The sequence below is a fragment of the Alteromonas naphthalenivorans genome, assembly GCF_000213655.1.
GTDB classification, from domain to species: Bacteria; Pseudomonadota; Gammaproteobacteria; order Enterobacterales; family Alteromonadaceae; genus Alteromonas; species Alteromonas naphthalenivorans.
The window spans coordinates 742,903-768,627 of the sequence record NC_015554.1; the positions used below are offsets into that span (position 1 = coordinate 742,903).

19 protein-coding genes are annotated in these 25,725 nt (G+C 43.0%); 9 read left to right on the forward strand and 10 right to left on the reverse strand.

The features are described from left to right. Positions 1–24: 24 nt before the first annotated feature. From AMBT_RS03185 to AMBT_RS03200, 4 genes are all read right to left on the reverse strand, one after another. Positions 25–771 carry a LytR/AlgR family response regulator transcription factor gene (locus AMBT_RS03185; RefSeq protein ID WP_013783140.1) on the reverse strand — a complete coding sequence of 249 codons (747 nt, stop codon included), beginning with the start codon at positions 769–771 and terminating at the stop codon, positions 25–27. After that, the gene (locus AMBT_RS03190) at positions 768–1,796 is read right to left on the reverse strand and encodes a sensor histidine kinase (protein ID WP_013783141.1); all 1,029 of its coding nucleotides are present in this window, start codon (positions 1,794–1,796) and stop codon (positions 768–770) included. The genes AMBT_RS03185 and AMBT_RS03190 overlap by 4 nt, the downstream gene beginning before the upstream one ends. Next, a complete protein-coding gene (locus AMBT_RS03195; protein WP_013783142.1) occupies positions 1,793–3,253 on the reverse strand; it encodes an alpha/beta hydrolase family protein in 1,461 nt (486 codons plus the stop codon). Before AMBT_RS03195 ends, AMBT_RS03190 begins: the two co-directional genes overlap by 4 nt. A gap of 193 nt (positions 3,254–3,446) precedes the next feature. Beyond that, entirely contained in the window at positions 3,447–4,775 is a 1,329-nt protein-coding gene (locus tag AMBT_RS03200) for a M24 family metallopeptidase (RefSeq protein WP_013783143.1), read from the reverse strand. A 376-nt stretch (positions 4,776–5,151) separates the two neighbouring features. Between AMBT_RS03200 and glgC the strand changes: the two genes are divergently transcribed. After that, positions 5,152–6,528: a glucose-1-phosphate adenylyltransferase gene (gene glgC / locus AMBT_RS03205; protein WP_013783144.1), complete on the forward strand. Its 1,377-nt coding sequence runs from the start codon at positions 5,152–5,154 to the stop codon at positions 6,526–6,528. 85 nt (positions 6,529–6,613) lie between these two features. Here glgC and AMBT_RS03210 read toward each other — a convergent pair whose 3' ends face one another. Genes AMBT_RS03210 through AMBT_RS03220 form a run of 3 tightly spaced genes read right to left on the reverse strand, consistent with a single transcriptional unit; the run spans position 6,614 to position 11,736 of the window. Continuing rightward, complete coding sequence (locus AMBT_RS03210; protein ID WP_013783145.1) at positions 6,614–9,268, reverse strand: M14 family metallopeptidase; 2,655 nt, start codon at positions 9,266–9,268, stop codon at positions 6,614–6,616. A 13-nt stretch (positions 9,269–9,281) separates the two neighbouring features. Continuing rightward, positions 9,282–10,778: an ATP-grasp domain-containing protein gene (locus tag AMBT_RS03215; RefSeq protein ID WP_013783146.1), complete on the reverse strand. Its 1,497-nt coding sequence runs from the start codon at positions 10,776–10,778 to the stop codon at positions 9,282–9,284. A 13-nt stretch (positions 10,779–10,791) separates the two neighbouring features. Beyond that, on the reverse strand, positions 10,792–11,736 hold the full coding sequence (locus AMBT_RS03220) for an ATP-grasp domain-containing protein (RefSeq protein WP_148259071.1): 945 nt from the start codon (positions 11,734–11,736) through the stop codon (positions 10,792–10,794). Positions 11,737–12,088: 352 nt separating this feature from the next. On the opposite strand from AMBT_RS03220, the gene AMBT_RS03225 reads away from it, so the two are divergent. From AMBT_RS03225 to AMBT_RS03240, 4 genes are all read left to right on the forward strand, one after another. Next, the gene (locus AMBT_RS03225) at positions 12,089–13,192 is read left to right on the forward strand and encodes a M20 family metallopeptidase (protein WP_013783148.1); all 1,104 of its coding nucleotides are present in this window, start codon (positions 12,089–12,091) and stop codon (positions 13,190–13,192) included. A 312-nt stretch (positions 13,193–13,504) separates the two neighbouring features. Further along, on the forward strand, positions 13,505–14,698 hold the full coding sequence (locus AMBT_RS03230) for an efflux RND transporter periplasmic adaptor subunit (protein ID WP_013783149.1): 1,194 nt from the start codon (positions 13,505–13,507) through the stop codon (positions 14,696–14,698). 3 nt (positions 14,699–14,701) lie between these two features. Continuing rightward, positions 14,702–17,944, forward strand: coding sequence for an efflux RND transporter permease subunit (locus AMBT_RS03235; RefSeq protein ID WP_013783150.1), 3,243 nt, complete (start codon positions 14,702–14,704; stop codon positions 17,942–17,944). Then, entirely contained in the window at positions 17,937–19,424 is a 1,488-nt protein-coding gene (locus AMBT_RS03240) for an efflux transporter outer membrane subunit (RefSeq protein ID WP_013783151.1), read from the forward strand. Before AMBT_RS03235 ends, AMBT_RS03240 begins: the two co-directional genes overlap by 8 nt. Positions 19,425–19,504: 80 nt before the next feature. Here AMBT_RS03240 and AMBT_RS03245 read toward each other — a convergent pair whose 3' ends face one another. Further along, positions 19,505–19,912 (reverse strand): VOC family protein, encoded by a 408-nt coding sequence (locus AMBT_RS03245; protein WP_013783152.1) that lies wholly within the window; start codon positions 19,910–19,912, stop codon positions 19,505–19,507. A 102-nt stretch (positions 19,913–20,014) separates the two neighbouring features. Between AMBT_RS03245 and soxR the strand changes: the two genes are divergently transcribed. The 3 genes from soxR to AMBT_RS03260 all read left to right on the forward strand — a co-directional run bounded on the left by soxR (position 20,015) and on the right by AMBT_RS03260 (position 21,980). After that, positions 20,015–20,467, forward strand: coding sequence for a redox-sensitive transcriptional activator SoxR (gene soxR, locus AMBT_RS03250; RefSeq protein WP_041452735.1), 453 nt, complete (start codon positions 20,015–20,017; stop codon positions 20,465–20,467). 70 nt (positions 20,468–20,537) lie between these two features. Next, the gene (rlmF, locus tag AMBT_RS03255) at positions 20,538–21,503 is read left to right on the forward strand and encodes a 23S rRNA (adenine(1618)-N(6))-methyltransferase RlmF (RefSeq protein ID WP_041452736.1); all 966 of its coding nucleotides are present in this window, start codon (positions 20,538–20,540) and stop codon (positions 21,501–21,503) included. A gap of 87 nt (positions 21,504–21,590) precedes the next feature. After that, positions 21,591–21,980, forward strand: a complete 390-nt coding sequence (locus AMBT_RS03260; RefSeq protein WP_041452485.1) for a hypothetical protein — start codon at positions 21,591–21,593, stop codon at positions 21,978–21,980. A gap of 63 nt (positions 21,981–22,043) precedes the next feature. Here the strand turns inward: AMBT_RS03260 and yiaA are convergent, their stop codons facing one another. After that, positions 22,044–22,532, reverse strand: a complete 489-nt coding sequence (gene yiaA / locus AMBT_RS03265) for an inner membrane protein YiaA (protein WP_013783156.1) — start codon at positions 22,530–22,532, stop codon at positions 22,044–22,046. A 553-nt stretch (positions 22,533–23,085) separates the two neighbouring features. On the opposite strand from yiaA, the gene AMBT_RS03270 reads away from it, so the two are divergent. After that, positions 23,086–23,478: a hypothetical protein gene (locus tag AMBT_RS03270; protein WP_013783157.1), complete on the forward strand. Its 393-nt coding sequence runs from the start codon at positions 23,086–23,088 to the stop codon at positions 23,476–23,478. 76 nt (positions 23,479–23,554) lie between these two features. Here the strand turns inward: AMBT_RS03270 and AMBT_RS03275 are convergent, their stop codons facing one another. Then, entirely contained in the window at positions 23,555–25,651 is a 2,097-nt protein-coding gene (locus tag AMBT_RS03275) for a TonB-dependent receptor (protein WP_013783158.1), read from the reverse strand. Positions 25,652–25,725 lie beyond the last annotated feature (74 nt).

Sequence of the window (25,725 nt, forward strand, 5' to 3'; positions counted from 1 at the left end):
CAAGCAGTCAGGTAAGGCTCATCACTAAATAGCGAACCGCCCTTTAAATAAGCTGGTTTGTCTACGGGACACTTCTACTTCAGCGCCACTTTCCATTGTTAACTCTAGTGCGCCAGAACTGCATGGTTGAACGGCAGTTATCTTATCTAATTGCACGATGAAACTTCGGCTTACGCGAAAGAAGTGGCTGTCGGGTAGGCGCTTTTCAATTTGTGCTAACGTTCTGTTCAGCATTGGGTGTTTGTCTTCAAAGTGAACTTGAGTGTAATTGCCCATGGCCTCGAAACGCTCTACTTTAGATAAAGGAATTAGCCAGCATTGGGTTCCATCTTTAACAAAAAATCGCTCTTCCATGGTCATAGGTGAAGCGACCGAGGTTTTAGTTTCTTCCAATGCAAAACTCAAAGATAACTTTTCACAGGCTTGTGCAAGTCTGGTTTGTGTTATTGGTTTTAGTAAATAATCTACGGCGTTATTTTCAAATGCATCTAACGCGTATTGTTCAAAAGCAGTGGTGAAAATGACCCTTGGGGCGGGTAACAATTCAGTCAGTAAATCAAACCCATTTCCGTCGGGTAAATTTATATCTAAGAAAATAACGTCTATATGATGCTTGGTTAAAGCATCCCTCGCTTGGGCTAAATTTTCCGCTTCGGCTACCAGCGTAATATTGGGTATTTGCGTGAGTTGAGATTTTAGCTCAACACGACCCAACCGAGAATCTTCTACAATTATCGCACTATAACTTCTGGTTTGCGTGGTGGTGGTCATTGCTCTTCCTTGATAACAATTTTCGCCGACACTTGGTGCTGATTTTCTGTCAAAGAGAAATATGCTCTGTCGGCATAGAGTAAATTTAAACGCTGCTTAATGTTAGTAATACCTAGGCTTGTAGAGCCTTTAGATGGCGTTAAATTTCCTGGATTGACAACCTCAATAGATAAATTGTTATCGGCAATTATATTAATGGTAATTGTGCCTCCAGATACGAGTGCCCCTATGCCATGCTTGATGGCGTTTTCAACCAGCAATTGAAGTGCTAAACAAGGCACTTGCCACTTTTCAATATCGCCAGACACGTCCCAGACTACCCGCAATCGGTTTTCAAATTGAAGCTTATTTAATTGAATAAAGCTTTTAGTAAGATCTACCTCTTGGGGTAAAGACCATACTTTGTCTTGCTTAGTTTGCAATGTAGTTCTAAGTACTTCTGACAGTTGCGCTAAGCTATCTCTGGCCTTATTGGTGTCTTCTAAAATAAGCGCCCTAATGTTATTAATTACATTGAACATAAAGTGAGGATTGAGCTGATTAATTAACAAGTCCATCTGGCTTGACGCTAACGCTTGGCGTAATTCGGCCTCACGTCGATACGCTAGCTTTAACGATTGTTGACGTTTTAGAAGTAAGTAAACCGCTGACCAACAGAGCAAGAAAATGAAAATAGTAGGGAAGGAAGCGACTAGTTGGAGTATGGGTAAGCTGCCCACTTCGCCAAACAAATATTGTTGATTAGGCAGTAAGATTAAGCCAACTATAAATATAGCAATACATGACGCTGCAGCACTGCCTAGTATTGCTTGTCCAACCCCTTTGGGAATGGAAGCTGAAACTTGGTCGCGATAAAACATTTTAAGAAAACCACTGGCTGCAAGAAGTGCAACAAACAAGCTTAAAGAGTTTACCAACTCGCCCAATTTGTAGTGGGTAAAGTAACCTCGGGCCAATAAGTTGAATAAGGTTAAGCTGCCCCAAATGCCTATTTGGAACAGCCAAAAGCTTATGGTCTGTTTCATTGTTGTGCTAGCCAAAGGCTTATATCCTCAACGACTTCGGGAGATAGGGTTGTGCTAATCGCAGCATACTCTTCTGGTAATCCTTTGTCTGCGGGTTGCAATAAGTGGTTTAAGTTAGGGTAAATTTTATACGTTAGCCATTGTTTATTAATAGATTGCATAAAGCCATCGATGTTTTGACGAACAGGAACTTGTAAGTCTTTAGCACCATGAACCGCGAATACGGGAAGAGATAACTTTTGAAGGTAAGTCTTCGGGTCGGTTTTAATAAAGTATTGCATCCAAACAGACGTCAACTGAGACAATTGTGCATCTTGCTGAGAAGCGGGTATATCGGCAGCTGACATCAGTGCCTTTATATCTTCGTTAGAATAATCTTGTGATATCGCCTGTATCAGTTTTCGCTGCAGTTTATCGTCTTTCTCAAGTTCACTACTGGGCACACCTCGCATCTTTTGAATCAGGTAAGATTGGTCGATTAATACCTCACCCCCAGTTGTGCCGGGCCCAGCAAGTGAGATAAAAAAGTCGGCAGAAGTACTCTTTTTATTCGCTAACGCGATAGCCGCGATTAAACTGCCTTCACTGTGGCCGATGTAGCCTATTTTACTTGAAGCCACTGGTTCATGGTGCTTTAAAAAGTTAAGTGCAGCGTTAGCATCATTAGCAAAATCTTCGCTGGTGGCGGTAGCATACTCCCCGTCCGATTCACCAACGCCTCTGTCGTCGAACCTTAGCACTGCAATTCCCTTTTTAGTGAGCAAATCAGCTAATACGGCGTACAGCTTGTGCCCAACAATATCACCGTCTCTTTGGGTAGGACCTGAACCAGAAAGAATAATAGCGGTATGTGTAAAAGGCCGTTGGGGTACAAACAATGTGCCCGCTAACATATGTCCCTCTTTTTCATTTGCAAAGCTAACCTGTTCTACCGTATAGCGAGGTGTTGGGCTTGGATCTTGAGGTTTGGCTTGGCGGGTAACTTTCACTTGGGTTTTAACCAGGTCAACGGGCGCGCTAAAGCTACCTTGTTGATATGTCCCTTTTATAGCGTTGTTTTCTAATGTACCTTCGTAGCGTATACCCGCAGCACTTAATAGTAGTGTTATCTCTTTTTCTGTCTGCGAAACACTATCGAACTGAAGGCCAAACTGGTTTTGAGATGGAACATCTAACGTTGCCATCAAGCCTTTTTCTGAGTTCTCAATGTTAAACACAAATTCAATACTTTGATTTTCGCTAACACTGATTTTTCCTTTCCAGTGACCAATAAATTTTCCGCGACTAAAGCTTTCATTATTTTGAGATGCCGCTGAAGTTGAAGTGGCTGAATTAACAGTGCTACTTATGCTTTTGGGGGTAGTTGTATCAGTGAGTTCCTGATGATTAGCATGACAGTTAATCATCAGGCTGCTGGCGAAGATAGTGGCAATAGTTACCTGTAAGTATGATTTCATTTTTATTTCCTCTTAGTTAAGTAGGGCCAGCTTACGTTTATGACAATAACGTAGTGGCTTTTTTATATAAGCGGTAAATAAATCGTGTGAACGGTAATATAGCGAGGGTGGAGCTATCGAAATAGTGTTGAAATGCTTTGGTTATTAAAGTGCGCGCTCAAAATACGTTAATAAGCGCGCAATAATCTGTATGTTACTGTCCTGGTGAGGAAATGAGGTGCAGCACTTTTTGCCTTCCGTCGAGATACTCTACTTTTTCACCATCAAAAAACGCATCTTCTTCTAGCATAATACGTATGTCCTTATCCCACTCTGGTATGTAGGTTGCGGCATTTAGTTCTATGGAGTAAACCGTATTTGGATACATAGGGTAGTCGCCCTTAACAGGAACGCCTTCTTGTGCGTCCCACATTCCAATAGTGGGACCAGCTGCATGGCCATGAAATCCAAGGGGATGAGTATAAATAGCGGGAGTTAGTCCTTCTTCAATAGCTTGTTCTCGCGACATTTTTAAAATCTCGTTGCCAGTACGTCCCACTTTAAAGTTGTTCGTAAGAATATCTTGCAAACGATTACCTGCCGCTAAGGCCTTTACTATGCTTTCAGGAGGGGCCGTTTCGCCAGCTTTCAATATATAGGCATGTTGTTGTTGGTCGGTATTTAAACGCAAGTAAGTAATGCCAAAATCAACATGAATAAGGTCTCCTGGCTGAATAATATTTTCACCAGCGCGCTTACTAAACGCTTTTATTTGATCAAATTTTTCGCTGTCGGCACGTTGGATAGACACTGATGGATGAAACCAATTTTCTAGCCCTAATGCCTTGCTTTGATCACGAAGCCACCAAATAACATCGTCGGTGGTGGTGATTCCCGGGGTAATGATTTCATTTGAAAAAGCCGTCCCAATAAGTTTGTAGCCAATTTGAGTCAGGGTAGGGTAGTGTTGCATTTCAAGCTTACTACGGGTTTCTAGCCAGGCAATAGCAAGTTTTTCACCTGACACAACACGGTCTTTAAAGGTAGGAGAAAGCGCGGCCATAAACTTGCGGTTTTCAGTGCTACTCATACCATCAGCAAGTGCAAATGCATCGGACACATTCACTGCAATTCGTTTAGGGTTACGCGCTTCAATAACTTCAGCAAGTGCTTCCCACTGATTAGGCTGAGCTTCTTTGTCCCATGCTTTTTTGAATAAATCGGTCACTGCATATCGCGCTACCGCCAGGCGTTCTAATGGCTTGCCTTCGCCGGGGTTATAAATCACTAACATGGTATGCCTGCGGGCAGATAGCCACGTTGATGGCAGCATAGTTTTAATTACGGGGTCTTCATTGTATTCCCGCGACATGATTACCCACATATCAATATTAGTACGCTGCATAAGGCTGGGTAAAACCTGCTCGAATCGTTGCGTTAGTATCTCATCAACCAACTCGCTCCTTGCTTGCATATTCATGACATCCTTGGCCATACATTGCAAACTGACTAACAGTAAAACAAGCGTACAAACTGCTCTCATTCCCTTTCCTTATTTGTTTGAATTATAAGCATGTAATCATTAAAGCTAGCACAAGCTGTTTAGCTTAAGCAATGGTGACTACAATTAAATAAGGGAGCAACTGGTGTGGATTATTATTGAAAATATGGCGAAGATTTAACCACTGCATAGCCTGTATTTATAGTCACTATAAGGCTACGAAGATTGGTAACACTACTCATATTGATACGGATCAATACTTAAAACCGAAATCCCTAGTCTACTTAACGCTAGCACGTTTGGCATGTTGTAGAATTTTTTGAATTCAATGTCGGCAATTTTCCTTCAGTAGATAAATTAAATTGTGATTGCAGTTTAATCATCATCGATTTAGGTATTACCCTAGCCGGAGACAGTTATGAATGCAGAGATTGATTTACAGCAAATAATAGAAAATACCATGGTGTTAGTGCTGGCAGGTGGGCAGGGCTCACGGTTAAAAGCACTTACTGAAACCCGGGCTAAACCTGTACTAGAGTTTGGCAGTCATTGTCGAATCATCGATTTTCCTCTCTCAAACTGTGTTAATTCCGGCCTAAATCGAATTGCAGTACTTACCCAATATAAGTCTCAGTGTTTAATTCGGCATTTAATGCAACATTGGGGCACATTGAATAACAGTTTTGGGGGGCGTTTAGATATTCTTCCTGCATCCCAGCAGCAGTCTGAAAGCTGGTACCAAGGTACTGCAGATGCGTGTTTTCAGAATATTGATTATATTAAATCCAGAGCGCCTAAATATGTGATGATCTTATCAGGTGATCACGTATATCAAATGGATTATCGAAAACTCCTGGCTGAACATGTGAAAAATGGTGCTGAAATGACAGTATCTTGCATAGAAGTGCCTACTAAGAATGCGGCAAATCAGCTGGGCGTATTAAGTGCTGATAGCAAAGGTCGGGTAACCGCTTTCGATGAAAAGCCATGTAAACCACACCCATTATTAGATGCACCAGAGTATTGTTTAGCTTCAATGGGCAATTATGTAGTGAATGCTGAAGTGCTTTATCGGCTACTTAAAGCAGATGCCAAAGCGTTGGAATCTGATCACGACTTCGGTAAAAACGTAATTCCAAATATTATTGAGCAGCACAAAGTGTTTGCGCATCGATTCAGAGGCGCCGATGGTTGCCAAATTCCCTATTGGCGAGATGTAGGCACCATTGATAGTTACTGGCGGGCTCATATGGATTTGCTGAACAACAGCGATATGTTGAATTTAGCTGACCCGTCTTGGCCTATCTGGGGAAGTGCTTTATCTAGCGCGCCAACCCAAATACGGGGCGGGACTCAAAAAGGCCAGTGCGACCTCAATCAGATTTTGATTGGAACCGGTTGCCAATTAACTAATTGCCGTATCCATCACACTGTTTTGTCATCTAATTGCGCAATCGGTGATGGCGCTTCACTTCAAGGGTGTGTATTGCTGCCTGATGTGACTATCGAGGCCGGCGCTAAATTAAAAAATGTTATCGTAGATAAAGGTGTGACGGTTCCCGCTAATTTAGCCATTGACGATATTAATATTGCTAAGCACTTCGGATTTTCAGTCAGCGAGAAGGGGGTTGTTTTAATTACCCAACAAGTAATAGATAGTTTTGCCGATGTGGAAATATATTTTGACGTACCGCAAAAGTCGACGAGTGTAAGCCCAATTAGACCAATGCATTCAGAGCTATCAACTCGAAACATCGTCCGTACTCATGTACCCAGCGCACTGAACGAGCGTTAAGAAAAGCCTTATAGGGTGTAAAAAAATAGGCGCTTTAAGCGCCTATTCTCATTTTTTACCTAGTAAACAACATGGCAGTTAATAACTAATCAATTAACGGCTCATCATCGTCTTCTTCTTCCTGCTTTTCGTATTTTTCTTCTTCTACAGGAATCACTTCCTCAGAAGAATAGTAAACACTGACAGGCGCCGAATAGTTAGGTACATCGTCGTAAGCAAACACTGAATAATACTTTTCAACATTGGGATTACCAAAGTTGTCATAGGTATATTCATCAGAACCTGCGTAAAGCTTCACACCATCAAGCGGTGAACGAGGCGAATGGAAGCGATTTCTTACCACAAACGCACCCACTAAATCGGCATGCTTCGGATTGCTCCAACTTAGCTTAACCTGACGATTTTCTAAGGTTACGCTTAAGTTCGCTGGTGCCGGTAAAGGCTCTTTGCGACGCTCAATATACTTAATCACCAACTTACACACGTTGTTACTGTGTAAGTCGTGCCAATTTACTAGCATGTTCTTTTCAGCACTTGATGACGTTGAGCGAACCACGAAATGGAAAGGCGCATGCTTCGCATGCATATCTTCCAGCGCTTCACGGCAATAACTATCAAAAATAAAGTTATGAGAGTTTTTGTCTTTAAGCTGAGCATTACTCACCTCGTAGCCAATAAACTCTTTTTTCTCTCTATTTTTAACGCTTTCATAATCAAGATCTTCAAGACCAGCCAATTCAATGGTGAAACGAATATCTTGCGATGTAGGCAAGGCATTGTCGTTACTCATTGTTAAATACGCTTCCGTGATCACGGTTTTCTTAGGATCAGGCAGATTTTCGGTTAAGAAGGTCATTTGCCCGTACACCACATCGCCGTTTGCATCGAAACCAGACTGCAGTTCGTTTTTCTTAGCCTCAGCTTTTGATACCGTGCTAAGAGATGATGGCGTTAGCTCTACTTGTTTGCTTGGAAGGGTATAAATAACTTCCAAGTTAGGGCGGTAATGGATACCTGAACCAAACTTTCCGTACCCAATATCAAACTGCATCATTTGCGAGTCTGCACCTAGAGGCAGTTTTCTTGGACCTTCAACGCGAAGCAACAAGGTACCGTTCTTAATAGATTTGCGAATAATGCGACGCTCGGCCACATTTAAATCCCAATGAGACCAAATACCTTGAGTTAGCTTATCTGAGCGAATTTCATCACCTAGGGTTTGAATAGGCTTCGCTTGATGAATTTGGTTAAAGTCTGTGATGTCAGAAATTTCTGATGGGTCGAGGATAGATACTGTCCATTCACCAAAATTTTCTACTTTAGCGTTAACGCGGTTCATCGGATACAAGGAGAAACTCGCATTCTTAATACGGGCTTCTTCCGGTAAGTTTTCCATATTAAACGCAATCACACCGTAACAAATACCACGGCGTTTATTCACACCTACAAACAACGAGTTGTAGCCGAAATGGTCGCGGTTTTTCTCAAGGGTATATTGGCCTACATAACCAATACCACGCTTCGATGGGAACAAACCTCTGAAATATTCATCTTCAGATAACTGCGTTTTCAGCTTAATTTCAGGGCTGAAAGGCGACTTGGTATCAGTAACTTTATTAACCGCACGTATATTGTAGAAATATTTCTGACCACTTTTAAGCTGCACATCAGTGAACGTGTGTTTGCCAATAATCGCAATCAGATTATCTTCGCGACAAGGGCTTTTCACTGTTTCTGAGCGATACAGTTCAAAATAGATATCATCAGACTCTGGGTAATCCCAGCATAGGGTCGCTTCGTAAACGCCCACTGATTCAATTGTGAAGTTATCTACCCGTGCAGGTGCTTCATCAGAGTAGTTTTTCGCTTCTGAAAGTGCGTAAAGTACCGCAGGCACATTCTCATCTACACTTTGCGACATATTCGCCATGTAATCAGGAATGTTGCGAGTGCCCACTTCTACCACAGCCGAGACAATACCTAACGAGTAATAGTACTCACGGCCACTACCGTTAATCAGGTTTGTAGGTGGCTTGCCACGGTGAATACCGTATTGGCGACCCGTTACCTTATGGATTTCACGGTTCATATTGGCGCACAACACGTTTAAGTCGGTGCCTTCAATTTCAGACTCGTGATTAAACTTATGGGCAGGGAAAAACACGTTACCTTGCGAATGATAATCTAGCGCAATGGTAATGTTTTTATGATCCAGTACGAAATCACGAATAGCCGCAGTTTCTGGCTCAGAGAACGCTGCTGGGCCTGAGTAGGTGTTTACCGTGGTATCGGCAGAGCGCTTAAAGCGAACACCAAAGTTACGGTTTAAATCTACACCAAAGGTGCCATCGCCATTGTCACGTCTATTCTTGCGCCAAAAAGAGAAGTGGGTACGAGAATACTCAAACCCATCTGGGTTTAAACAAGGCACCATATATAGCGTATTGCGGCTTAATGCCTGTTGTATAGATGGGTTGTGGTCAATATTGGTTAGCACATTATCAATAAACTTAATGGCTAACTCATTTCCAATCCACTCACGAGCGTGGATGGTTCCTGTAAAAAGCAGAGCGGGTTTACTGTCCGCAGTTTCAATGTTAGCAGAAAGAGTAGCCATCATAATTGGCCTACCTTCCCACGTCGTTCCAATGCTATGCACGCGAATAAGCTCAGGGTACTTTTCCTGAGCTTGTTCTAAAAACGCCATTGTTTCTTGATACGAGGTATATTGTTTTTTCATTATTTCTTCTTTACTAAGAGAAATCAGTGGTTACCAGCGTAGTCTTGAAATTATCCCAATGCGCGATAATTGCATCGACTTTCTTTTGCTGAATGTTTTTAACCGTCAGAAACACGCTTGGATCAGCGGTTATAGCTTCTGACGTACCCTTTTCACCCAGAGTACTGATTATCACCTCTGTAAGCTTAGGGCCTATACCTTTAACGCCACCAAAAAACGCTTCTATTTGCGGCGTTGTCAAAACCAGTTCGTCTGCTTTAGCGTCTGTATTTTTGATTTCAGGCGCGCTAGCTTCGGTAGTATCTTCGAACTCATCGTTACTTATGTTTAGTACTTTTTCGAGGCCATCGCCGTCGACTTCAGGAAGACCATCATCTTCACCTACATCTTGATTTTCCATGTGTAGGTCGGCAATGACTTCAGCTTTACTTTTGGGCGTGTAATTATCTTGAAAATTCCACGACTCACTTGGCCATTCTTCATCTAGCTGCAATTCAACAGGTAGTAATGGGTAAAGCTCAGGGTTAGTCACTGCCACTGAGTCTGCGCTATCACAACTTGGGGTATATTCACCAAAGGTAATGTTTCGCATTGTGCGTAATAACGGCGTGCGAATCTTACCCAGTTCCTCCCAGTTATACAAAGGAATATGCGGCTTCTTAAAGCGCTCTGAGCACAAGGTCCACATAATGTACTGGCCAATCCAATCGCGAATATACGGGAAGGCAGCGAACGCGGTAGCACATTCTAAAATACGGAATTTACCATCAACACCTAATGCAATGTCAGAAGCCCAATATTCAGCTTTAGCAGCCTTCGACGCATTCACTGCTATTTGTAATGCTTCTTGGGGCACATCAGAGTAATCCATCGAACCACCCTGACTGGTGTTGGTTAGCCATTCACCTTCTGGCGGACGACGCCAAAACGCACAAACTGGCTTGTGGCCAATCAACATCACGCGAATATCTGCCATCATCGGAACAAATTCTTGCACGTAAACCGGGTGGTATTTCTTTTTCTTTAGCAGTTCGGCTGCTTCTTTAAAGCTATCTACTTTATGTACGAAGTAGCCGCCATAGTTGGACGGTCCGTATGATTTTTTAATAATCTTTGGATAACTGGTTTTACGTAAAAAGGCCATGGCTTCGTCTTTTTCGTAAAAAATATCAGTTTTGGGAATAGGCAAGTCGTGCTTTTCACAAAAGTGGGTAACATTTTCTTTCGACTTGTTGGCGAACTGTGTGTCCATTGAAGGCAAGAAGCGAACATCAGGTAATTCGCGCGCAATTTCACGAAACGTTTCGTAAGCCGTTGCAGGAATATTACCAATAAGAATATCGATATTTTTGCTCTTCACTTCACGAACGAAACGGGCTTTGTCGTTACCCCAGTGGTAGCATACCGTTTCAATTTTATCAGGCCAGCCTTTAAAGTTAGACTTGTCGAAAAAGCGCAATACGTGGTCTAAATAGAGTAGGCCAATAGTAGGTAGTTTAGTCGTAGACATTTTACTTTCTCGTTTAAAGTTGAGAGGTTAGCGCGGCTTGCATGCTAGCGTGCTTTTCAATTGCTTTTCGCTCAATCAAATTAACGATCCGCTCGATTTTTCCTTCATTAAACGTTAATCCTGCAGCTTCTTGTTCAGGCGTTGCGAATGCAGGAATACCGTTTACTTCAAGAACTACATATTCTTCATGTTCTTGGTCATAAATCACATCAACCCCAGCGATATCTAACCCGGTAACTTTTGCTGCTTTAATCGCTAGGGCAACTAATTCATCGTTGGGTTCACGGCGAATAACAGAGCCACCACTGGTTACGTTAGTTTTCCAATCGTCTTTAGGCGCTTGACGCCCGTAACAACCCACAAACTCACCATCAACAATATCGATGCGATAGTCTGTCATGTCGTAATTGATAAAACGTTCAACGTAGAAGTGAGGAATATTGGTTTGATCCAAAAAGGGGATAAGCATATCTAAAGAACGCTCATCTTCTACTTTAACAATACCCATGCCACCCCAGCCATCGGTAGGCTTGTAGACTAAACGTCCACCCCATTCGCGAATGGTATTTTTAAGCATAGGCTTGTCTTTGGTATTACATAGTCGGTAATCAGGCGTGCGAATTCCAGCACGAGATAATCGGTGTGATGTACGCAGTTTGTCTTCAGATAACGAAAAAGACTCAAAACTGTTAAGGCACGGAATTGATTCGTTTAATACTTGATAAAGAAAAACTTGATATGGCGTTTGTTGGCCTGCATTGTATGAAAAGAACGCATCTAATTCCTCCATATTTACGTTGTGACACGTAATGGTTCCGTTATGTGCGTTTGCATGGCCTAAGTTAAGATCGGTGATTGCTTCAATATCACGATCTCGCAATTGATTAACGATTTTAGCCTGTATGGCAGTACCACCGCTGTTGCTGTACATCCACATCCCGACTGTATACTTTGGCACGACTTTTAACCCTATGTTTATGAATCGATGAATTGACATTCTGTTCGATTTAAGTAAGAAGATTTCTCAAAATAAATTTTTGCACCAAAATGGGTGGTAAATATCTATTTTAGATGAGAAATATGACATATATTAGACTTTAGGGTACGTCTTGGTACGAGGAGTCCCTCCCAAAAGCGGCGCCATTAAACGGCTAAATTGCAAACTATTCAAGTTTATTTTTTGTTCAAAATTAAATAATTTAGAATTTTGTAATGATAACGTTTTAAACGTGTATTCTGTATGTAAATTGGCCTTGATAATCAAGGGCTTCAGCGTAGTTTGCTTTTAATCAATACTTGGAATAAATAGCATGAATAGTAGTCTGGACTTTACCGAACTTGCCACCATTATATCGCTCAATTCTTACACTAAAAATAAAGCGGGTGTAGATCATAATGCTGACATCTTTAATGGGTGGATGGAACAGCTTGGGTTTTCTGTTGAAACTCATCGTCGAGAAGAAATAGGTAATCATGTTCACTATCTGTCGAAAAAAAGTGAAGGAGCAAAATTGCTCCTACTTGGCCACTTAGATACCGTATTCCCACCTGATACTTTTACGGAATTTCGTGAAGATGATGAATGGATTTACGGCCCAGGTGTATGTGATATGAAAGGCGGTAACTATATTGCGCTTACCGCACTTCGAAATGTATTTACCGAACAAGGCCACATCGCGAACATAGATATGCTTTTGGTGAGCGATGAAGAAAGTGGCAGTGACGATAGCAAATTGCTTACCAGCGAATTAGCCAAAGCCTACGATGCCTGTATGGTTTTTGAGGCGGCAGGGCCTGATCACGACGTGGTTATTTCTCGAAAAGGCATTGCTACCTTTCAAATCGAATTTGAAGGCAAAGGTGCGCATGCGGGTAACCATTATACCGATGGTATTAATGCGAACTTGGCTGCGGCTCATATGCTCATTGCACTGACTAACTTAACCGACCTTGAAAAAGGCACTACGGTTAACGCTGGCAAAATGAAAGGTGGCTTAGGTGCAAATACTATTTCCCCTAGTGCCAGCTTGACAGTAGAAGCACGATTCACCCAATCAGACGAGCGAGACAGAGTGCTGGCAGCGTTTAAAGAAGTTACGCAAAACCCTGCTGTTGAAGGGGTAAAAGTGGTCGTAACGGGTGGCTTGCAGCGAGACGTCATGCAACCGACAGAAGCGCAAGCTCAGTTTATCGTCGAGTTAGAATCTGTTTTGGGTGCGCCACTTAAGCTAGAAAAGCGCGGCGGAGTGAGTGATGCGAATGTGGTATCAGCTGCAGGCGTGCCAACCCTCGACGGTTTTGGGCCTTACGGTGATGGCGACCACACCATTCATGAACGTGCGAGCAAATCGAGTTTTGAACGCCGTATTAATGAGGTGAGTAAAATACTCGCACATTTTAATGGCGGGAAATAGGCGCTAATTCTGGCGAGTATTTATTATACGGGCCAGAGATATTTCAAGCATAAATAACTAACTGAAAATATTGATACGAATTATGAAAAGCCTGAAATCTATTCTTCAGGCTTTTTTATATGACCATGGTCAAACCAGCTTTGAAAAATGCTGTCTATCCGTTTATCTGTTCGTTTACCGCATAAATGCCAAGGGTTAACCCAGCCTTAACCCGTCCTTAAATAGCATGCTCCCATTCTGGATTCGCCGTTCAACTGTGTGAATCTAACCACTTCGGTATTTAACTTAATTAAACGATGGTAGGACTCCTTAATGAAGACGTATGCACTGGTCCCGATTGGCCTCTTAATCATAGTGTCGCTGCTTAGTGGCTGTGAAGAACAATCTAGCACGCCCCCAACTGCGCGTGTTACAGAGGTTTCTTACATTAACGTTACCTCTACCGAGCATAAAATAGATACCAAGCTGCAAGGAAGAGTAACTGCCTCTATGGTGGCTGAGGTACGCCCTCAAGTGAGCGGTATTATTCAAAAGCGCCTATTCACCGAAGGGCAAATGGTAAAGCAAGGACAAACCTTGTATCAGATAGACCCTGAAACCTACGAAGCAGCTTATAACGAAGCAAAAGCTACGTTAAACAGTGCAAAAGCAACAGTAGCGACCGCTAAGTTAAAAGATGAGCGCTATGCAAATTTGTTAAAAATCGAAGGTGTGTCTCAGCAAGATGCTGATGATGCCCACGCTGCTCATTTAGAAGCGAAAGCAAATATAGAGATGTACGAAGCCGCATTGGAAACCGCCAGAATCAATCTTGAATATACCAAAGTGCTTGCGCCTATATCGGGGCATATTGGGATTTCTACCGTTACCCAAGGCGCGTTAGTGACAGCCCAGCAAGACACTGCATTGGCCACTATTCGAACGTTAGATCCTATTTATGTAGATATGACCAAAAATAGTAAAGCGCTGCTTAAACTACGCAAACTTATGCGTGAAAATAATATTAAAGAAGGCACAACTGACGTGGCATTAACGTTAGAAGACGGCAGCGACTATGAACTCGCCGGTGAATTAAAGATGCAAGAAGTGGCGGTTGACGCTTCTACCGGCGCGGTGACGCTACGTGCTGAATTCTCTAACCCTGACGGTTTACTACTACCAGGTATGTTTGTACGTGCCACAGTAAGTGAAGCGGTAGACGAAAACGCAATATTGGTTCCTCAGCAAGGTATTTATCACGAAGCGACCGGTGCAGCGTTTGCGTACGTAATTAACCAAGACAACCAAGTTGAAAAGCGCATAGTTGAAACCATTAATGCGGTAGGTAACAAATGGCTGTTAGATAACGGGCTATCGGTGAATGAAAAATTGCTGGTAGAAGGCTCGGGTAAAGTCGCGCCAGGTAGCACGGTGAAGCCAGTTCAAGTTGAAATGAACAGTGCGGGTACTATGGTAACGGTGGTGGATTCAAATGCTACTAATGTCTCTAGTTTAGGGAGCAAGTAATTCATGTTAGCGCGCTTTTTTATCGATCGCCCCGTTTTCGCGTGGGTAATTTCCATCATTATCATGCTTGCAGGTATTGCTTCTATTATGTCGCTACCTGTAGCGCAGTACCCTAGTATAGCGCCCCCCGTCATCAGTGTGAGTACCACCTACACAGGGGCAGATGCTGAAACCGTAGAAAATAGTGTTACCCAAATATTAGAGCAGCAACTTACTGGTCTTGATGGTTTGTTGTATTTCTCATCGTCGAGTACTTCAGATGGTGGCGCCTCGGTTAATATTACGTTTGAGCAAGGTACTGACTCAGATTACGCGCAAGTTCAAGTGCAAAATAAGGTAGAGCAAGTTAATTCTCGTTTCCCTGAGTCGGTTCAATCTCAAGGGGTTACTGTGACTAAGTCGAATACCGACTTTTTGTTAGTCACCGCCGTTTATGATTCTACTGATACGGTGTCAGCATTTGATATTTCTGATTACATTTCTTCGAACATGCAAGACTCTATTGCTCGAATTGAAGGCGTGGGAGACACCCGTGTGTTTGGTTCAGAATACGCCATGCGCATTTGGTTAGATCCAACCAAGCTTGCAGCTTATGAGCTTATGCCATCGGATATTACCAGTGCACTTGGTGCGCAAAACATTCAGGTGCCTGCGGGAAATATTGGTGCTATTCCATCAGCAGACAGCCAAGAATTAAATGCCACGGTAACCGCGCAGTCGATGATGTCTACCCCAGAGCAGTTCCGCAATATTATTGTGAAATACGATGCAACGGGCGCAAATGTCTTATTAAGCGATGTGGCAAGAGTAGAGATTGGTAGCGAAAGTTACTCGGCTATCCCTCGTCTGAACGGCCACCCGGCTTCGGGTATAGCGGTTATGTTGTCGCCAGGTGCTAATGCCTTAGATACGGCAACACGGGTTAAAGAAAAAGTGGCTCAGCTTGCGACTAACTTACCGGATGGTTATGAAGTTACGTTTCCGCGAGACAGCACTGACTTCATTAAAATTTCGATTAACGAAGTAGTACATACGCTCGCTGAAGCGGTTGTACTGGTCGTATTGGTTATGTGGCTATTTTTGCAAAATTGGCGTGCCACGCTTATTCCAGCCATTGCGGTACCGGTTGTATTGCTAGGTACCTTTGGCGTGCTCTCTGCCTTTGGCTTTTCCATTAATACCCTAACCATGTTTGGTATTGTACTTTCAATCGGGCTCTTGGTTGATGACGCCATTGTGGTGGTAGAAAACGTCGAGCGATTAATGGAAGAAGACAACCTGTCGCCACGAGAGGCCACCATAAAATCCATGTCAGAAATTACGGGTGCGCTTATCGGCATAGCCGTTGTATTGTCAGCAGTGTTCTTGCCTATGGCCTTTTTCGGCGGCTCAATAGGCGTTATTTATAAACAGTTTTCGGTAGCCATTGTATCGTCAATGATATTGTCGGTAATTGTGGCGTTAACCCTAAGCCCTACGCTATGTGCAAGCTTGCTCAAACATAAAACGCCTAGCGAAAAGCATGGTGATAAATTAGGAAAAAGCGAAAGCAAAGGCAAAAGACAAAGCTTCTTTGGTTGGTTTAACACCAAGTTTGATAATATGAGCAATGCCTACGCAGGTCGAGTAGGGTGTATGGTCAATCAAAAAGTGCGCTGGATGATTGTGTACGCGGTAATCATTGGTGTACTAGGCGTGCTAATAGTACGTATGCCTACCGGTTTCTTACCGCAAGAAGACCAAGGCAGTGTGATGTTTCAGGTTAACCTTCCTCCTGGCGCTTCAATAAAACGTACCCGTGCGGTAGGCGAACAAGTCACCGACTATTTAATGACAGAAGAAACCAATACGGTTATTCGCGCCTTCTCTATTTCAGGGTTTAACTTCTCCGGAAGTGGTCAAAATGCGGGCATGGGATTTGTCTCTTTATCGCCTTGGGACGATCGTACCGAAGATGATGAAAGTGCCGATGCCCTTATTAATCGCATGAATAAAAATCTATCGACTATTCGCGATGCTAACGTTTTTGCATTGTCGCAGCCGGTAATACAAGGGTTAGGGCAAAGTAATGGCTTTACCTTTGAGCTTCAAGCGGCTGCGGGTACTAGCCGTGATGAGCTAACGTCATTGAAAAGTGAATTGCTAAATAAAGCCCGTCAAAATGAGTTGTTTGTAGGTATTCGTGATGGTGCATTGAGCGACACGCCACAGCTTAAAATTGATATTGATAATGGTAAGGCGACGGCTCTGGGCGTATCGCTATCAGATGTGGCCGATACGCTCACTTCTGCGTGGGCTGGTTCGTACGTGAATGACTTTATAGACGATGGCCGCGTGAAGAAAGTGTACATCGAAAGTGATGCGCAATACCGCTCTAAACCTGAAGATTTAAATGAATGGTATGTGCGAGGCACTAACGCCGATGGTGAAACTACCATGACGTCATTTGAAGCCTTTAGCTCGTCGTCTTGGTCTAGCGCACCGCAAAGTTTATCGCGCTTTAATGGTATTGCGTCGTACCAAATTCAAGGTGCTGCCGCTAGTGGCGTGAGTTCGGGCCAAGCCATGGCTGAAATGGAAAGGTTGGCTGATGAAGTTGGTCAGGGCAAACTAACCTACGCGTGGAGTGGGTTGTCTTATCAAGAAAAGCTTTCAAGCGGTCAGTCATCTACCTTGTACGCCATTTCAATTTTGGTAGTGTTCTTAGCATTAGCTGCCTTGTATGAAAGTTGGTCGGTGCCATTCTCGGTGATTATGGTTATTCCATTGGGCGTTGTAGGTGCGGCCCTTGCGTCCACCATGCGAGGGTTGGATAACGATATATATTTCCAAGTCGCGTTGTTAACGACTATAGGTCTTGCCGCTAAAAACGCCATATTAATTGTGGAATTTGCGGAAGCCTCATATCAAAAAGGAATGTCATTAATTGATGCGGCAGTCAATGCAGCGAAGCTGAGGTTGCGCCCGATTATTATGACGTCGTTAGCCTTTATGTTCGGTATATTGCCTTTGGCTATTTCATCGGGTGCTGGAGCAAACAGCCGTATATCAATTGGAACAGGAATTATTGGCGGAACATTTACGGCAACAGTACTCGGTATATTTTTAGTGCCTATGTTCTTCGTATTAGTACGAGGGTTATTCCCAAAACGTCGTACTATTTACAATAATGATGGAAGCGAAGTAGGTGGTGAGCAAACGGCGGGGGCTGTAAGTACTAAGCAGTTGGAGAATGGCCATGATTAATTTTCCTATAATGAAACGCTTATCCTCAAACCTTACTTTTACACGCAGCGTTAGGCTGTTGCCTATCGCCGCGGCAATTGTGCTAGCGGGTTGCAGTTCAATGGCGCCAGAGTATGAGCGTTCCAATTCATCGGTTGCCAATGAATGGCAATTCGAAGCCATAGAGAAAACCGTAGAGGACACTCAAGGGTTGTCCTCGCAACAAGCCTTAGATATACCGTGGAAAGACTTTATAAAAGATGAGCGTTTAGAACAGGTCATCGATTTAGCGCTAAGCAGTAATCGAAGCCTGCGAGAAACTATTGCAGATGTAGAGTCGGCCAGGGCAACTTACCGTATTCAGCGGTCAGACTTATTTCCTGATGTAAATGTGAGTTTAAGTGGCGATCGCACCAAGTACTCAACCGGTGAAATTGACACAACATACGAAGCTCAAGCGGGATTCAGCAGTTACGAGCTAGACTTATTTGGTAAAAATCGCAGTTTATCTGAAGCTGAAATGGAAACTTATTTAGCCAGCAGTGAAACGGCCAAGGCAGCAAAAATTTCCCTTATTGGTGAAGTTGCCAATGCGTGGTTAACCTTAGCGGCCGATAGTAATCTACTAAGCCTAGCGGAAGAAACGGCCAGTAACGCTAAACAAGCCATGGATATTACGAATAAACGTTTATCCTACGGTGTTGATTCACGTATAGATGTAGCGAGTGCTGAAACCATTTATTACAACGCACGTTCTGACATAGCTAGCTATAAAACCCAAGTGGAGCAAGACAAAAATGCGCTGCGCTTGTTAGTGGGTGAGAAATTTGATGACAGTTTGCTTGCTTATACCTTGCCTGCTGACTCCTATGGAGGAAGTGACAGCTTGGTGACGGATGTGCCTGCGGGAGTGTCGTCAGACGTATTGTTAGTGCGACCTGATGTGTTATCTGCTGAGCATGATTTGAAATCGGCTAATGCGAATATTGGTGCGGCACGCGCAGCGTTCTTCCCTACCATATCGCTTACTGCGACGGGCGGGCTTGCCAGCTCAGTGTTATCGGATATTTTCAGTGGCGGTGCCAGTTCAATTTGGAGCATAGCGCCTAGCATTAGCTTGCCCATATTTGATGGTGGTGAGAACAAGGCAAACTTGGCCTACAGTGAAGCCCAGCAGCAGAAGTACTTAGCCGCCTATGAATATGCCATTCAAAGTGCGTTTACCGAAGTTGCTGATGCATTGGCAAGACGAGCGACTATTCGAGATCAACTCGATGCTGAAGATGCCTTGGTTGAAGCTTCAACACGAAGCTATGAGTTGTCTTTAGCAAGGTATGAAAATGGTGTAGATAGTTTTCAGACTGCATTGGAATCGCAGCGAACTATGTATAGCGCTAAGCAGTCGCTTATTACCACTCGCCAAGCCGAACTATCAAACCGCCTAACACTTTATAAAGTGTTAGGCGGTGGGTTAGCGCACACCGAGGGCGAAGCAAAATAAAAATGAGGTCATAAAAAATGAGGTCAAAGTACATTTTAATTAACTTTGACCCCATTTTTCCATTTTCTTACCACAGCTGCTTAGCTGGTATACGATACTACTTCGGCTTCAAGTCCTTCGCCAAGCATGAAATAAAAACGTCTTCCTGGTTCATAATCCCCATGGTTGTATGTATTAAAACCTAAGGTAAATACTTTCTTTTCAACATCATCTAAATTCTCGACCACAATACCTAAATGATTAATATGAGCTGGGGTAGTGTGATCAAATGTATTTTCACCGAGTTCAATTTTTGAAATATGGTTAAACTGCTTCGGTTTGTACAGTGCCAAATAAGCGCTATCTGTGCCGACATGTACCGTATAGCCATCATCTTTGGCAGGGCCGCTCCAACGAATATGCCAGTCAAATAGTTCACATAATGTGTTCGCGATGGCATCTGGATCCTTGACCGTAATGTTAGCGTGTTCAAGTATAGCCGGTTGCATAGTGTTTCCTTATTGATTAAATGGGGTTATGGATTAATCGTTAGAAACAGCTTAATATCTCAAGCTAACTTTAGATCAAGCATTAAGTTTAACTTTTTTAAAATGGCTCCTGAACCCCTTGTTAGCATTGGCTTTGTCGCAAAGCGAACTGGCAATGCTGTATCGCTTATACGTTATTACGCGAACGAATCTCTCATACCCTCTGTGCGAACATCTGGAGGAAACAGGATGTTTCCTCGTTCGGTTATACGTAGGGTGTCGTTTATTTTAATCGCTCAGAAATTGGGTTATGCACTAGAAGATATTCGGCAACTTCTTAATACGCTGCCCGATAAACGTACGCCGAATAAAGAAGACTGGGCTAAGCTTAGTGAAATATTTAATGCACACATAGCAAGGCGTATATCAGAGCTAACAGCGTTACAATCCTCATTGGAGGGATGCATCGGCTGTGGCTGTTTGTCTTTAGACAAATGCAACCTGTACAATAAAAACGATAACATTGCCGAGAATGGAGCGGGAGCCCGATTCCTTTTAGGTGACAGCCCGAAGTAAAATAGACGCTGAATATAGGAACTCACCTTTGGCAATAACAAAACCAGCTAATTCAAACGCTAGTACTAGTATGCACACCCGTAATTTACATAGAAATGGCTACCCGATGGCCGCGCTGTGCCAAGCACATCCTGCATTATCGGGCTATGTGATTAATGCTAAGAGTGGCAAGAAAAGCATCGACTTTGCTAATCAAGACGCCGTGAAAGCGTTGAATGCAGCATTGCTTATTCATTACTATGGACTCAAAACGTGGGACATACCTAATGGGTATTTATGCCCGCCTGTTCCTGGTCGAGCTGACTATATTCACGGCATTGCCGACGTATTGGCGCGTTCCAATGGTGGCGTTATCCCCAAAGGCGATGAGGTAAAAGGGCTGGATGTGGGGATTGGGGCTAACGCCATTTATCCTATCATTGGCAGTCAAAGCTATGGTTGGCAGTTTGTGGGAAGCGACATCGATGCGGTATCCGTGAAATCGGCGAAATCAATTGCCAACAAAAACCCAAAGCTTTCCCCTTTATTGTCGGTACGAAAGCAGCCGAATAAAGCGAAAATCTTTGAGGGCATTATTCAGCCCAATGAACACTTCACTTTCACCATGTGTAACCCTCCGTTTCACAAATCTGCCGAAGCTGCGGCGCTGGGAAGCGAGCGCAAAGCCATCGGTCTTAAAGGAAATAAGCAAAAACGAAGTGGCAAAAAGCCTCGTGTTGATATTCAAGCTAATACAAACGCACATACCTCTGCTAAAGCGAAACCCGATATCAGTAGCGTAAAGCTAAACTTTGCAGGAACCGGTAATGAACTGTGGTGCGAAGGGGGCGAACTTGCCTTCATTCAGCGCATGATCATTGAAAGTGTGGCGTTTAAAACACAGGTAGATTGGTTCACTTGTTTAGTGTCTAAAAGCGACCACCTAAAACCCATTGAAACCAGCATTAATTACTATGGTGCAACAAAATTTCTGAAAGTAGACATGGGGCAGGGACAAAAGCAAAGCCGATTCGTGGCATGGACGTTTGTTGAATAGACGTCAAGCAACACCGATGCGGTGTTTTCTGGCTGTTTTAACGTTTATTTACTAGATGGAATTTCAGAATAAATTCAAAGGGCCTTGATGATGTTGCGTAAAAATATCAATGTTTTACACATAGATGGTAGTGCTGGATTAGCAGTGGGGTTAGTGTTATTTGCCTTAGCTAAATGGGTTAGTGAGCTTTATCGTTTGCCCCTTAACGTTATTTTATTCCTAGCAAGCGCAAACATTCTTTATGGTTGCTATGCATTAGCGCTGGCATTGTCAAACCAGAGAAGCTTGATGGCCATTAAGGTGCTCTCTACCGCAAACAGTGTTTGGGTAGTTATCTGTGTTGCTATTGTCGTTCTGTATGTCCAAACATTAAGCCCCGTTGGTTTTCTTTTTATCGGTGGTGAAGCATTATTTGTTGGCGTATTGGCTGTTTATGAGTGGAAGAATAGGTTTGTACTGGCGGAGTTGAATTTTTAAATAATGAGATCGGAGCATTTAAAGTCAATTAAATACTCTGACCCCTTCACGTTTCCTTTCGATTTATTCGCCCACGATGTCTGTGGTTTCTAGTGCTACATCAAGGCTATTTGCTACGCCAGGGTATGCAGAAGACAGCGTGGTTCCATCATCATTGGTTAAATCGCGGATGTTTTTCTGAACCGTAATAATAGCAAATAAGCTAAGTATAAATGCCATGCCGTAAAATCCTTTTTCACTTAGGAACATGTCGGCGTTAAAAAGACCAATACCCAGCAAGGCGATAGAACTAAAGAACGCAGCCCAACACATACCTACAAAAACCGTGGTGGTTGGAAGACCTTCTTGTTTATCTCTTACCGTCTTTTGCAAGGTTACGGCTGAAAACATGGCTAAAATAAATATGGCTAAATAATAGCCTTTTTCATTAAGTAAAATGTTGGCATTCCATAATCCAACAAGGTAACCAATAACCCCAATCGCAAGGGCGGCCCATGTTGCTGAGATATATGCTTGTGTTGGTTTATATACTCGATGTGATGTTGTTTGCATTTTTATAAATTCCTTTTGAGTTATCTTTAACCCTACACGAGTTCCTTTGAAAACATATCTAACTGCGATTAGATATATACTTTTTATTATTAGCATCCCGGCCTACGTAAACCTCCTGTTTAACAGCGTTGCCTACTCAGCATAGACCACTCGATGTCAGCATCCTTAATTCTGCAAATAGATGTTTAACGTCGAGGTTTCTAGTCCCGTAGATGGTCCTCTTTAAAGTACTTCTTATCGACCGCCTAATGTTAAAAGCCATTATCTAGCTGCTTAGGTTCAAGAATATACATGGGCAAATATACGAACAATGCTTGTATTAGTAAATACGAACGCTTAAATCAGATTGACGGCTGTTATGGCTAATCGATAAGGATAAAAATTGGGATGGGTCTGTTGAGGGGGGGAATAACAATAATCTATTCTGCCACCCGTCTTTCTAACTTATCTATGAGGTTAGTGTAAACCTCGAGTAAATCTGAGCTGCTTCAATGTTTGTCAGTATATTATTTGAACAGGTGATGAGTGAGAAACTAGCGGGAAGGATTACAATATGAAGCGTTTTATTTTTGTTTTGTTATTAAGCAGTGGCTTGTTAACTAATCAGACTTTCGCTTGTTCGTCTGATTGTGTAGCGGTGAAGCAGGTAGATGATGTGGTTATCGTTAGGGGATTCGACACTACAGGCAATATTATGTACAGCCACCCCGTCTCTTTAGCTGAAACATTAAACTTAACGGCAAGCAATTTGTCTATCAGCGATATTTCTGTCAGTACGTCATCTGGAGCAACAAACTTATCTGATGGTGGAAGGGTGGAGACAAGCGCAAATGTGTATACAACAGTGGCAGATATTTTAATTGTTGTTACCACCGCCATTTTTGATGTAAACGGTAAGCTATTGCTCGTTGATACAAATACTAAGACGCATCAAAATTTTGAGTAGCGCCCTAAAAGAAATAGGGGCGGAGTGTACTTCGCTTCCTTAGTTTGAGATTAAGTACACTCTGCCTCTTTTTTTTTTAGAAGCGGTAGGTGGCCGATACGCCAACTGTGCGCGGATCTACAATGGCAGCATAACCACCCGGATAGCGGGCGCTGCTAGGTTCTTGCGATACCAGTGCCGCCTCATCGAAGGCATTATCTAAATACGCAGTAAGTAGCCAGTTATCCGAGGTATAGTTTGCGGTAAAACGCGCGATGGTATAATCACCTGCAACCCGTTCTGCGGTATTCGTAAAGTCGCCAAAGTATTCACCAATGTAACGAACAGAACCACCTACGCTTATGGCATCTGTCACCCAATATTTGGCACCTACATTAGCGTTAAAGCTAGGCGCTGAGTTTAGTTCATTACCTTGGGCATCGGTGTAATCCGCGCCGGCATCTTTAATGTCTGAATGAAGTAAACCCATTCCAGCGTTCACTTCTATGCTATCAGTTACGTTGGCATGTACTTCTAACTCAGCACCGTAGGTGGCTACACTTGGCATTTTGGTGATGAAACGCGTAGAGCTTAATGCTTGAAAGCCATCGTAGTCGTTGTAGAAAATGTTGGCACTAATAAAGCCAGCACCATTTTCAAATTGGGTTCGGCTACTTAACTCGAACGTGTTTACCTTCTCTTCTTCATAGTAATAGTACTCTTGCGCGGTAAAGTTGAGTGCACCGCCGCCTGCGTTGTAGCCTTTACGCGCACTAAACGCTAACGTCGTCTGTGGTGTAAAAGCGTATTGAACAACGAACTTAGGTAAAAATATGTTGGTATCGTCATCAAGATTGGAATCTATTGGCTCGTACACAAAGTGTCTAGATTGGCTTTCTCGTTCTACCCGTAAACCCGCAATAATGTTGAATTTATCTGAAAGTGCAAATGTGGTTTCACCATATACAGCAATGGATTCACTTTCATCATCACCGTAGTAGGGGTATGCGCCTGTACTCAAAATATCTTGCTCACGCTCGAAGTAGTACAAGCCAACAAAGCCATCAATGTTGTGGTTCGGTAAGGCAAAGTTAATTTTTGCATCTACCGTTACATTGGTTTCATCAAAAATAAGTGTTTGTTCTGCTTCATCAGAGGCTTCATAGGTATCAAACCCCCATTCATAGTCCATAAATGAAACCAGCATATCGAAGGATACATTGTCAGAGATAACGTACTGCGTACTCAATGCAGTTGTTGAAGATTCTGTGCTGATATCACGGTAATAAATGCGGTTGTATTCTTCCAAATTCTCAAGTGCATAATAAACGCGGCCAGTATCACCTTCTTCATTATTGTAGGTATGGGAAAGTGTGAATGATAAGTCGTTAGACGGTGTCCACAGCAATTTACCGCGCACTCGTTGAGTTTCAATTTTATCAATATCATAGTCTGGCGGGTTAGATTCATAACCCTCACCATCGGTAATGGTATCGGCATTAAGATTTTGAACGCTCAGTCGAAACGCAAGTGTATCTTCAATTAGAGGGCCGGAAATTACTCCGGCGGTGTCTATATATTGATCGTTATTTCTGTAACCTATACGAGCAGCGCCTTCCCACTCTTGGGTTGGATCATTTGTTTTAATATAGACTGCACCGCCAATACTGTTACGACCATTACTGGTAGATTGCGGGCCGCGGTAAACTTCTATTTGTTGTAGATCCCACATGCCGGAGTCGCCGCTTAAGTCAGCTACGAAAGGTTGTGAAACGCCATCAATCAACGTCATTACCCGTCCATTAGCACCACCTGAAATGGAATTAAAGCCACCAGCAGCGCCGTTACCAGAGACGCCGCGAATATCTGGCAGGGAACCCGAGGGCACTACTACATTTGCTATGTCAGATATGGCATCAGATATTGATTTATATTGAGTATTATTAATCGCTTCTTCGGTTAGAACAGAAATCGACGTAGTAGAGTCTTTTAATGAGCGATTCGCTTTTTCACCTATCACTACAATTTTTTCAATATCAGTGATATCTCTATCTGGGGTTTGTATCTCTTGTGCCTGCACGCCGCTTATGGCGGAAGAAATAGCAAGTGCTAGCAACGATGTGCATGGTAAAAAACTGGATGATAGCCGTGTGGAATTTCTATTTGATACGTTTACTGTAGAGCCGAAAGCCATAGTAATTTTTTCCTTTAAGTAAGTGTAAATGCGCAATGTGGCCACCTTTGAAGGGGCTCTTATTTTTGGGGGCT